Below are 11,642 nucleotides of genomic sequence, written 5' to 3'. Positions count from 1 at the left end.
CGGTGTGTGACCACAATCGCTCCCACCAATCGCAACCTTGGAGGGGGCCGGCATGAAGCGACGTGTCATCGCGGCTGTTTCTATCGCCATGAGTCTCGGACTGACCGCCACGGCGTGCGGCGGCGATGACGGCGACGAGGGCGGCAAGGCCACCGACGGCAAGGGCAAGACCCTCACCGTATGGATCATGGAGGGGACCAACCCCGACGCCCGGCCGTTCTTCGACGAGGCGGGCAAGGCCTTCGAGAAGAAGACCGGCGCCAAGATCAAGGTCGAGTACCAGCAGTGGGCCACCGCCCAGAAGAAGTTCACCACCGCCATCGAGGGCGGCGAGGACCAGGTGCCCGACGTGGCGGAGGTCGGCACGACCTGGGTGCCGCAGTTCGCGAAGACGGATGCGCTCGTGGACGTCACCGACGAGGTGAAGAAGTCCGGCCTCGGCGACGACCTCGTCGCCGGCCTCAAGGACGCGGGCACGCTCGACGGCAAGCAGTACGGCATGCCCTGGTACGCGGGCGTCCGCTCGATCGTCTACCGCAAGGACCTCTTCGCCAAGCACCACATCAAGCCCCCGACCACGTGGGACGAGCTGCGCACGGCCGCGAGGACGCTCAAGGAGAAGGAGCCGAACCTGGTCGCCTTCCCGGTGGCCGGCGGCGCGGAGATGTTCGCCACCCCCTTCGTGTGGGGCGCGGGCGGCGAACTGGCCACCGGGTCGGGCAGTTCGTGGAAGTCCGGCATCAACTCGCCCGAGGCCGTCAAGGGCATCGAGTTCTACACCGGCCTCGCCACCAAGGACAAGGTCTCCCCGGCCAAGGTCAACACCTGGACGGAGAAGGAGGTCGGCGAGGCCTGGAACAAGAGCCAGATCGGCATGTCCATCGGCGGCAACTGGACCCCCAAGGCGATCATCGACAAGAACCCGTCGCTCAAGGGCAAGCTCGGCGCCGTGCCGATCCCCGGGCGGGACGGCGGCATGAGCAAGTCCTTCCTCGGCGGCTCCTACCTGTCCACGTTCAACACGGACAAGAAGGAGCTGGCCTGGGAGTTCGTCAAGATGCTGACCACCGGTGAGTTCGCCGCCAAGTGGGCCGAGCAGACGAACTACTTCCCCGGCCAGAACTCCGAGCTGAAGAAGATCGCCGCCAAGAAGGACCCGCTGGTCGAGCCGTTCGCCCGGCAGATGCTGGAGGCCGGCGCCACGGTCCCCAAGACCACGGCCTACGGCGAGATCCAGGCCTCCAAGGTCATCCCCGGCATGGTCCAGTCGATCCTCACCGGCAAGGCGTCCGTCCAGGAAGCCGCGGACAAGGCGGCCAAGGACATGGACGCGATCTTCGCCAAGGACAAGTGACGAGGGCGGCTCCGGCACCGTGAAAGGCACGACTGTGAAGGACGAGGCGCGACTGTGAAGGACGCGACTGTCGTGAAGGACACGCTCGTCGGCGGCGGACCGAAGGCACCGGTCCGCCGCGACGCCCCGCGGCCCGGCGGCGACGCCGAGGGCGCCCGCCGCCGCAAGCGCCTGACCACCCTCACCCGCCCCTGGCTCCTGCTCGCCCCCGCCCTCGTGGTCCTCGCCGGCCTGCTGCTGTGGCCGCTGGTCCAGGTCGGCAAGCTCTCCCTGCAGGACTACGAGGTCAAGTTCGGCGGCGGAACGGGCACGTTCACCGGCTTCGACCACTACAGCGACCTGCTGGGCAGCGACCTGCTGTGGCAGACCGTCCTGCCCAACACCGTCTTCTTCGCCGTCGCCTGCGTCGGGCTGACCGTAGCCCTCGGCACGCTCGTGGCGCTGCTCCTCAACCGCCTCGGGCCGACCTGGCGGCTGATCTGCTCGATCGCGATCCTCGCCGCCTGGGCCATGCCCGCGGTGACGGGCACGTATGTGTGGATCTGGCTCTTCCAGCCGCAGGACGGCATGGTCAGCCAGCTCGCGGGCGCCGCCGGCCTCATCGACCCGGAGACAACCAACTGGTTCACCGAGCGCGGCCCGTTCTACGCCATCGCCACCCTCAACGTCATCCACCACGGCTTCCCGTTCGTCGCCATCACCGTCCTCGCGGGACTCATGACGATCCCCAAGGAGCTGTACGAGGCGGGGGAGCTGGACGGCGCGAACGCCTGGCAGCGGTTCTGGAACATCACGGTGCCGACCATCAAGCCGGTCTTCCTCGTGGTGACCATCCTCTCCACCATCTGGGACTTCAAGGTCTTCACCCAGGTCTACCTGATGCCGGGCGGCGACGGCTCCAACCCGGAGGTCTACAACCTCGGGGTCTACTCCTACATCGAGGCCTTCGCCAAGAACGACTACGGCGCGGGCGCCGCAGCCGCGGTGCTGCTGACCGTACTGCTCCTGATCATCACCGTCGTCTACATCCGCACGCTGTTCCGGCAGGGGGAGGAGGACCTGTGACGGCCCGCCACCGCACCACCCTCGCGAGCCGCGTCGGCCTGCCGGCCGCCGTCGTCGCGCTCCTCGTCTTCACGTTCTTCCCCGTCTACTGGATGATCTCCACGGCGCTCGACCCGAAGGCGCTCACCCGCGGCTCGGACGTCCTGCCGAGCGGCATCAGCCTCGAACACTTCGCGTTCGTCTTCGACAAGGGCGACTTCGGTACGTACCTGCTGAACTCGGCGCTCGTCGGGCTCGCCACGATCGTCGCCGCCGGAGTGCTCTCGCTCTTCGCGGCCATCGCGGTGGCGCGCTTCAAGTTCCGCTTCCGCACCTCCGTACTGATCATGATCCTGATCGTGCAGATGGTGCCGCTGGAGGCCCTCGTCATCCCGCTGTTCATCCAGATGCGGGACTACGACATGCTCAACTCCCTGCTCGGGCTGAGCATCGTCTACATCGCCCTCTCGCTGCCCTTCGCGATCTGGACGCTGCGCGGCTTCGTCGCCACCGTGCCCAAGGAGGTCGAGGAGGCCGCGTACATCGACGGGGCGTCCTGGCCGCGGATGTTCTGGTCGGTGCTGCTGCCGCTGGTCGCGCCGGGCCTGGTCGCCACCTCGATCTTCGCCTTCATCACGGCGTGGAACGAGTTCGTCTTCGCCTACACCTTCATGAAGGGCAGCGACAAGTACACGGCGGCCGTCGGCATCTACCAGTTCTTCGGGGAGAACTCGACGTCCTGGGGTCCGGTCATGGCCAGCTCCACGCTGGTCACGGTGCCGGTGATGATCTTCTTCGTGGTCGTGCACCGGAAGCTGGGCTCGGGCCTGGCGGCGGGCGCGGTCAAGGGCTGAGGCCCCGGGAACAACCGCTCCGCCGGGCGTGTTAAAGTTATGTGTTGCAGTTTTGGTACCCATGACTTTATGTACGCCTGACGGGAATGCTCCGAGGGCGCGTAATTGTTTTACCGGTTCTCTCCGGTATGGGGTCATTGCAGCGCTGGAGATCGCAATTCCGTGATTCTCCATACTCTGCCCCTGTTGAGGAGATTGACATGGCAACCGGCACCGTTAAGTGGTTCAACTCGGAAAAGGGCTTCGGCTTCATCGAGCAGGACGGCGGCGGCCCCGACGTCTTCGCCCACTACTCGAACATCGCGTCCTCCGGCTTCCGTGAGCTCGTGGAGGGCCAGAAGGTCTCCTTCGAGGTCACCCAGGGCCAGAAGGGCCTCCAGGCCGAGAACATCGTTCCTGCCTGATCGTCGCAGCGCGCGAACCTCAGAGCCGAGGCCCGCACCGGAAGGTGCGGGCCTCGGCTTGCGCTGTCATCGGGCCCTACGGGCCCAGAGCCGCACCGAAGGCTCAGAGGTCCGGAAAAGTCCAGCGACCAGGAAGGCATCACTGCATGAACAACTCCGACCGCCCCGCACGCCCCGCCCGCAAGCGTTCCGCGAGCCCCGCGGGCAAGGGCAGGCCGAACGGCCAGGCCGGCGGCTCCGCGAGGGGCCAGGCCGGCGGCTCGGCCAGGGCTCAGGCGAAGGGCTCCGCGCACGCGGCGAAGAAGCCCGCGAGCCGTAAGCCGAAGCCGGCCCAGGGCGGCGAGTTCGCGCTGCCGGAGAGCATCACCCCGGCCCTGCCCGCCGTCGAGGCCTTCGGCGACCTGGACATGCCCGAGGCCCTCCTGAAGACGCTGGCCGCCCAGGGCGTCACCGCCCCCTTCCCGATCCAGGCGGCCACCCTGCCCAACTCCCTGGCGGGCCGTGACATCCTCGGCCGCGGGCGCACCGGCTCCGGCAAGACCCTCGCCTTCGGCCTCGCCCTGCTGGCCCGCACCGCCGGGCACCGCGCCGAGTCGAAGTCGCCGCTCGCCATGGTCCTGGTGCCCACGCGCGAGCTGGCCCAGCAGGTGACGGACGCCCTCACGCCGTACGCCACCTCGGTGAACCTCCGCATGGCCACCGTCGTCGGCGGCATGTCGATCACCAAGCAGTCGGGCACGCTCCGCCGCGGCGCCGAAGTGCTCGTCGCGACCCCCGGCCGCCTCAAGGACCTCATCGAGCGCGGCGACTGCGACCTGTCGCGGGTGCGCACGACCGTCCTCGACGAGGCCGACCAGATGGCCGACATGGGCTTCATGCCGCAGGTCACCGCGCTGCTCAAGCAGGTCGAGCGGGGCGGCCAGACCATGCTGTTCTCCGCGACGCTGGACAAGAACATCGACCGGCTCGTCCGGATGTTCCTCAGCGACCCCGTCGTGCACTCCGTCGACCCCTCCGCGGGCGCCGTCACGACGATGGAGCACCACGTGCTCTACGTCGCCGACGAGACGGACAAGAAGGCCGTCGCCATGCGGATCGCCGCCCGCGAGGGCCGCGTGATCATGTTCCTGGACACCAAGCGCGCCGTGGACCGCTTCACCAAGCGGCTCCTCGCCAACGGCGTACGCGCCTCCGGCCTGCACGGCGGCCGCTCCCAGCCGCAGCGCAACCGCACGCTCGACCAGTTCAAGACCGGGCAGGTCACCGCGCTGGTCGCCACGAACGTCGCGGCGCGCGGCATCCACGTCGACGACCTCGACCTCGTCGTCAACATCGACCCGCCCGCCGATCACAAGGACTACCTCCACCGGGGCGGGCGTACCGCGCGGGCCGGGGAGTCCGGCAGCGTCGTCACGCTCGTGCTGCCCGAGGAGAAGCGGGACATGACGCGGCTGATGTCCGACGCGGAGATCAGCCCGCGGACGGCCCGGATCAGCTCCTCCGACGAGGAACTGGTGCGGATCACCGGGGCGCGGGAGCCTTCCGGGGTGCCCGTCGTCATCGAGACGCCCGCTCCGCAGCAGCCGGCGGGTGGCACTTCGCAGCGGCGTCGGCGGCCCCGTAGCGGGGGCGGCGGAGGCGGTGCCGGTGCCGGTGCTGGTGCGGCTGCGGCTTCCGGGCAGGGGCGGCGTCGGGCGCCTCGGCGGGCCGGGGGCGGGGCCCAAGGGGGGCGTCGTAGCGCCGCGTAATCTCTCGGCTTCCCGCCGTGGGGGGTTTCCCGCCGCTCCGCGGCGGGTTTCTCCCACCCACCCACCCGTTTGCCCCGGGTGGACCACGCCGGGTAGGGCGGGAGTGCCACCCCACCTCGTCCGTCCGCGCACCGTCCCACCGCCGTACCGTACGAAGTCCGACAAGGAGACGTTCGATGAAGTCGGAGCGTGATCCGCTCGTGCTGGACCTGCTCGGGGACGATCAGGACGGCCGTGCCGGGCTCCGCGCCGAGTGCGGCGACTGCTTCGGGCTCTGCTGCGTGGCCCTCGCCTTCTCCGCGTCCTCCGACTTCGCCGTCGACAAGGACGCGGGCAAGCCCTGCACCAACCTCCAGGCGGACTTCCGCTGCGGCATCCACCGCGAGCTGCGCGGCAAGGGCTTCCGGGGCTGCACCGTGTACGACTGCTTCGGCGCCGGGCAGCACGTCTCGCAGGGCACCTTCGGCGGCCGCGACTGGCGCGCGGAGCCCGCCACCGCCCGGCAGATGTTCGAGGTGTTCCCGATCATGCGGCAACTCCACGAACTGCTCTGGTACTTGGCCGAGGCGCGCACGCTGCCGCGGGCCGAGCCGATCCGCCCCGACCTGGAGAAGGCCCTCGCCAGGACCGAGGAGCTCACCCGGGGCAGCGCCGAAGCCGTCGCCGCCACCGATGTCGCCGCCCACCGCGAGGACGTCAACGTCCTTCTCCTGCGCACCAGTGAACTCGTACGCAAGGGCGTCGGCGGCAAGAAGAAGAACCGGCGAGGGGCGGACCTCTTCGGCGCCCGGCTCAAGGGCGCCGACCTCAGGGGCGCCACCCTGCGCGGCGCCTGCCTGATCGCCGCCGACCTGCGCGACGCGGACCTGCGCACCGCCGACCTGATCGGCGCCGATCTGCGCGACGCGGACCTGCGGGGCGCCGACCTCACCGGCGCCCTGTTCCTCACGCAGTCGCAGGTGAACGCGGCCGGGGGCGACGAGCGCACCAAGCTCCCCGGCGCCCTGGCCCGCCCCGGCCACTGGTCGGACACGCCCTAGCCGCGCGTCTCAGGCGTCGCACTCCAGGACGGTGCGGCACAGAGTGCACCGGGCCCGGACCCGGCCCCGCGCCGGGACGCGGATCCGCTGGAAGCACGTGGGGCAGGGGAAGGACACCCGCAGCGCGCCGGGCCCGTCGGGCGTGAACGCGTACGCCGCCCCGGCCGCCCGCACGCCGTGCTCACGCGCGTGCCGCCGGTCCTTCGCGTACCGCCGCCTGTCCGCCCAGCCCGCAGCCGCCAGCGGTGGCTGCCGCTCGTCGCGGCGGGCCCGGGCGAGGCCCTTGGTGTACGCCGTGTACGCCTGCGCGCTGGTGAACCACGTCTCCGGCGCCTCGCCGAACGCCAGCGCCCGCTTGGCGAGGACGTAGCCGAACTCCTCGGGGGTCAGGTAGCCGAGCTTCTGCGAGGAGGCGCCGTCCTCGCGGTAGGCGTCCAGGAGCAGCCAGCCCGCGCCCAGATAGGTGGCGGCGGTGTCGGTGAGGATCTCGTTGTCGCGCGTGCCGGGGAAGGACAGGCCGAGGCGGTGCAGGTACACGTGCGCGACCTCGTGGGCGAGTGCCGCGCCGATGTCCCGCCGGTGCGTGCGGAAGCGGTCGTTGAGTTCGAGGAAGTACTCGGGGCCGGCGGTCAGTTCGACGTTCGCCGCGTGGGTCATCTCGCGGAAGCCGACGATCATCCGGGCGTCGGGCAGGCGGAAGTGCCGCACCATCTCGCGGGCCACCCGCTGCACGCCCGGATACAGGTCGTCCTGGTCGCCGAGGGCCACGTCGGCGGGGGTGACGCTGGTGTCGAAGGCGTGGACGGTGTCGTACGACAGGCGTTTGTGGAGTGCGGTGACGGCGGCGCGCACGGTCTCCAGGTGGGGGTAGCCGTGTACGACAGGACCGCCGCCGACCGTCACGCCCGCACCCCCTGACGCCACCCGCCGGGTACCCCGACTCGCCCTCACTGTACGGGTGTTGGGGCCCACGGCCCAGGGCGGGCGGGGGCTTCGCGCGCCGCCTCCTGGCCGGAAACAGCCCCTTGTACTCAGCGGACGCCGATCTCCATAATCCGGGACAACGCTTTTGGCGGGCTCATGCCATCCGTGTGGTCGATGGGAGCCCATGGCGTGCACCGCCCCCCACGAAACCCCACGAAGGGAAGTCCGTTGAAGACCAAGCCGCGTGGAGTCAAGAGAGCCGCCACCCTCGGTGGAATCGCGCTCGCCGCCCTCAGCCTGCAGCCCGTGGCCGCCTCGGCCGCTCCCGAGCCGGGCCCCCGGCCGAGCGAGAGCGTCGTCGGCGGCACCACCGCCAAGCAGGGCGAGTTCCCGTTCATGGTCCGGCTGTCGATGGGCTGTGGCGGCGCTCTGTACGCCAAGGACATCGTGCTGACCGCCGCCCACTGCGTGGACGGCTCCGGCGCCAACACCAGCATCACCGCCACCGCGGGCGTCGTCGACCTGCGCAGCACCTCCGCGATCAAGGTCAAGTCCACCAAGGTCCTCCAGGCCCCCGGCTACAACGGCAAGGGCAAGGACTGGGCGCTCATCAAGCTGGCCAAGCCGATCGACCTGCCCACGCTGAAGATCGCCAAGGACACCCGGTACAACAACGGCAACTTCACCGTCGCGGGCTGGGGCGCCGCCCGGGAAGGCGGCGCCCAGCAGCGCTACCTCCTCAAGGCGACCGTCCCCTTCGTCAGCGACGCCGACTGCAAGGCCGCGTACGGCGCCGAACTCACCCCCGGCGAGGAGATCTGCGCCGGCTACCTCGCCCAGGGCGGCGTCGACACCTGCCAGGGCGACTCGGGCGGCCCCATGTTCCGCAAGGACGAGACCGGTGCCTACGTCCAGGTCGGCATCGTCAGCTGGGGCAACGGCTGCGCGCGGCCGAACTTCCCCGGTGTCTACACCGAGGTCTCCACCTTCGCCGCGAACATAGAGAGCGCGGCCGCGGGTCTGTGACCTTCCGCCGCACCGACATGCGGGGCGTCCACCACGGGCGCCCCGCACGTACGTAAGTCCAAGTCCTCTCCCTCCTCAGTCCATGGGCTTGTCCACCCCGCCCGGCGCATCGTGATCGGCACCGATTCCGACCCATGACAGGGGTGCCGCATGCCGCCGTCGGACACGTCAGGCCCGAGCCGCCGAGCCGTCGTCGCCACCGGGGCGCTCGCGGGGGTGGGAGCCGCACTCGCCCCGGGCGCCGCTGCCTTCGCCGCCGGGCCGCCCGCCGCCGAAGTGGTCCTGCGCTCCGACCACCTGGACGTGCGCGTCGCCCGCGACTTCCCCTGTGTCGTCTCCTACACCGACCGCGCCAGCGGCGCCGTCCTGTACGGCCGGGCCGACGCCGTCACCGCCGTCCTCATCGACGAGAGCGAGCACACCCCTCAGGTCACCGCGTCGGTGGGCCGATCCCGCGTCTCCTACACGCTCGCCCTCGCCGGCGGCACCCGGATCGACGTAGAGATCGCCGTCGAGGGACACCGGGTCCACTGGCGCGTCACGCGGATCGCGGACACCGACGCCCTGCGGGTGGGCACCCTGCGGATCCCCGGCCTCGCCCTGCTGTCCGTGCGCGACGACCAGCCTGGCGCCGCCCTCCTCGCCGCCCAGGTGCGGCTCGACCGGGCCGGGAGCGGCGACACCCTGGTCCGGCCGGCCCGGGACACGCCCGCCCGAGCGCCCGGCGGATGCGCGTACGCCGTCGTCGCGCACGACCGGCTCGGCGGGGCCGTCGAGACCAACACCTGCTACGACAGGCCGACCTCGGCGGCGGGCACCACCTGGGAGAACGGCCGCCTGTGGCACGAGACGGCGCACGTCGACGGCCGCGTGGAGGCCCGGCTGACGCCGGGGCAGTGGACCCACCGCGCCGCCACCGCGCCCCTGGACGCCACCGAGCCCCTGCCGTACGCCACCGTCGTGATCACCGGCGACCGCAACGGCGACGGGGTGGTCGACTGGCAGGATGCCGCGATCGCCTTCCGCGACATCATGGTGACGCCGCTCGGCGCCGACGAGCAGCACCTGCGGGTCGTCCCGCACATCCCGTTCAACTTCGCCTCCCAGGCCACCAACCCGTTCCTGGCCACCCTCGACGAGGTCAAGCGGATCCACCTCGCCACCGACGGGCTGCGCCAGTACACGCTCCTCAAGGGCTACCAGTCCGAGGGCCACGACTCCGCCCACCCCGACTACGCCGGCCACTACAACACCCGCGCCGGCGGCCTGGACGACCTCAACACCCTGGTCCGCGAGGGCAGGAAGTGGAACAGCGACTTCGGTGTGCACGTCAACGCCACCGAGTCCTACCCCGTGGCCCACGCCTTCTCCGAGAAGCTGGTCGACAAGAACGACGAGCAGTGGGACTGGCTCGACCAGAGCTACCGCATCGACCAGCGCCGCGACCTGGTCTCCGGGGACATCGTCAAGCGCTTCGCCGACCTGCGCGCCCAGACCGACGAGGGCCTGAACACCCTGTACATCGACGTGTTCCGCGAGTCCGGCTGGACCTCCGACCGCCTCCAGCGGGCGCTGCGCGCACAGGGCTGGACGCTCACCACCGAGTGGGGCCACGGCCTCGAACGCTCCGCCGTCTGGTCGCACTGGGCCGCCGAGACCGACTACGGCGGCGACACCTCACGCGGCATCAACTCCCGCCTGATCCGCTTCGTGCGCAACCACCAGAAGGACGTCTTCGCCGACAAGTGGCCCACCCTCCTCGGCATCGCCCGCATGGGCAACTTCGAGGGCTGGGTCGGCAAGACCGACTGGCACGCCTTCCACGACCTGATCTGGACCCACTCGCTGCCCGCCAAGTACCTCCAGGCGTACCCCATCAAGACCTGGGACGACCACGAGATCACCTTCTTCGGCCCCACGCGGACGACCGTCTCCGACGCCGACGAGGGAAAACGGCGCATCACCACCGACGGGCACCTCGTCTACGACGACGGCCGCTACCTGCTGCCCTGGGAGCCCCGCGAGGCCACGGACCCCGCCAAGCTGTACCACTACAACCCGGACGGCGGGACCGGCACATGGCACCTCCCGCGCTCCTGGGCGAGCCGCTCCCGCGTCGCCCTGTACCGGCTCACCGACCAGGGCCGCGTCTTCGAGTCGTACGTCCCCGTGACGGACGGAGAAGTCACCCTCCGGGCCGAGCCGAAGCAGCCCTACGTCCTCTACCGCGAACGGGCGGCGGCCCCGCCGGACCCCAAGTGGGGCCAGGGCACACCCCTGTACGACCCGGGCTTCCACTCCGGCTCCCTCACGGGCCGGCGGGTCACCGGGCCCGCCACCGTGCGGCGCAGCGCCCTCGGCGACCACGAACTGGTCATCGGCGCGGGCGCCGAGGCCCGGGTCACCCAGCGCCTGGCCCGGCTGCGGGCCGGGACCTACGCGGCCTCCGTGCAGGTCGAGGTCGGTGAGCGAGCGGGGGAGCGGCGCAAGGCCTCCCTGGAGGTCCGCACCGCCGACGGCGTCGTCGCCGCCAACTTCACCGAGACCTCCACCGCGGGCAACTTCGTCGCCGCCGACCGCAAGCACGGCACCCGCTTCCAGCGCATGTTCACCTTCTTCACCGTCCCCGAGGGCGGCGGCACCGCCGAGCTGACCCTGCGCGCGGAGGCGGGCCGGGCCCGGGTGCGCTTCGACAACGTACGTGTCGTGGCGGCCCGGCGCCCCGCCGAGCGGCCCCGCGCCACCCTCGTCCACGAGGACTTCGAACACGTCCCGCAGGGCTGGGGCCCGTTCGTGAAGGGCGACGCGGGCGGCGTCACCGACCCGCGCACCCACATCGCCCGGCGCCACGCGCCCTATACGCAGCGCGGCTGGAACGGCAAGGCGATCGACGACGTCATCGACGGCACCGAATCCCTGAAGTCGCGCGGCGAGAACACCGGCCTCGTCTACCGCACCGTGCCCCACACCGTCCGCTTCGCCCCCGGAAAGCGTTACCGCGTCACCTTCCGCTACGAGAACGAGAAGGCGGGCCAGTACGCCTGGATCACCGCCGTCGACACACCGGCACCCCGCGAGACCGACCGCGAGGACCTCCCCGTCGCCACCGCGCCCACCACCCTCACCTACGAGTTCACCGCCCCCGCCGAGGGGGAGGCCTGGGTCGGCCTGCGCAAGACCGGCGACGACGGCACGGCGGAGTTCGTCCTGGACGCCTTCGAGGTGACCGAGGTCTGAGCGGGGGCGGA

9 protein-coding genes are annotated in these 11,642 nt (G+C 70.9%); 8 read left to right on the top strand and 1 reads right to left on the bottom strand.

Going from position 1 to position 11,642, the window contains the following annotated elements; genetic code table 11:
- Positions 1-88 precede the first annotated feature (88 nt).
- The 6 genes from ACZ516_RS01255 (at position 89) to ACZ516_RS01230 (ending at position 6,444) form a co-directional block, all read left to right on the top strand.
- Positions 89-1,354: a sugar ABC transporter substrate-binding protein gene (locus ACZ516_RS01255; protein WP_361081610.1), complete on the top strand. Its 1,266-nt coding sequence runs from the start codon at positions 89-91 to the stop codon at positions 1,352-1,354.
- A gap of 54 nt (positions 1,355-1,408) precedes the next feature.
- Complete coding sequence (locus ACZ516_RS01250; protein ID WP_469007946.1) at positions 1,409-2,419, top strand: carbohydrate ABC transporter permease; 1,011 nt, start codon at positions 1,409-1,411, stop codon at positions 2,417-2,419.
- The gene (locus tag ACZ516_RS01245; protein WP_469007945.1) at positions 2,416-3,252 is read left to right on the top strand and encodes a carbohydrate ABC transporter permease; all 837 of its coding nucleotides are present in this window, start codon (positions 2,416-2,418) and stop codon (positions 3,250-3,252) included. Before ACZ516_RS01250 ends, ACZ516_RS01245 begins: the two co-directional genes overlap by 4 nt.
- A 200-nt stretch (positions 3,253-3,452) precedes the next feature.
- Positions 3,453-3,656 carry a cold-shock protein gene (locus ACZ516_RS01240; RefSeq protein WP_055556530.1) on the top strand — a complete coding sequence of 68 codons (204 nt, stop codon included), beginning with the start codon at positions 3,453-3,455 and terminating at the stop codon, positions 3,654-3,656.
- A 146-nt stretch (positions 3,657-3,802) separates the two neighbouring features.
- Complete coding sequence (locus ACZ516_RS01235; RefSeq protein ID WP_469007944.1) at positions 3,803-5,404, top strand: DEAD/DEAH box helicase; 1,602 nt, start codon at positions 3,803-3,805, stop codon at positions 5,402-5,404.
- Positions 5,405-5,580: 176 nt separating this feature from the next.
- Positions 5,581-6,444 (top strand): pentapeptide repeat-containing protein, encoded by an 864-nt coding sequence (locus ACZ516_RS01230; RefSeq protein ID WP_469007943.1) that lies wholly within the window; start codon positions 5,581-5,583, stop codon positions 6,442-6,444.
- Between the two features lie 9 nt (positions 6,445-6,453).
- On the opposite strand, the gene ACZ516_RS01225 is transcribed toward ACZ516_RS01230, so the two are convergent.
- Positions 6,454-7,347 (bottom strand): hypothetical protein, encoded by an 894-nt coding sequence (locus tag ACZ516_RS01225; protein WP_469007941.1) that lies wholly within the window; start codon positions 7,345-7,347, stop codon positions 6,454-6,456.
- A 249-nt stretch (positions 7,348-7,596) separates the two neighbouring features.
- On the opposite strand from ACZ516_RS01225, the gene ACZ516_RS01220 reads away from it, so the two are divergent.
- Complete coding sequence (locus ACZ516_RS01220) at positions 7,597-8,394, top strand: S1 family peptidase (protein ID WP_358577676.1); 798 nt, start codon at positions 7,597-7,599, stop codon at positions 8,392-8,394.
- 150 nt (positions 8,395-8,544) lie between these two features.
- On the top strand, positions 8,545-11,631 hold the full coding sequence (locus tag ACZ516_RS01215) for an endo-alpha-N-acetylgalactosaminidase family protein (RefSeq protein WP_469007940.1): 3,087 nt from the start codon (positions 8,545-8,547) through the stop codon (positions 11,629-11,631).
- The last annotated feature ends 11 nt before the right edge of the window (positions 11,632-11,642 follow it).

Source organism: Streptomyces sp. NPDC034037, from assembly GCF_055575715.1.
This window is presented reverse-complemented; position numbering and strand designations above follow the sequence as displayed.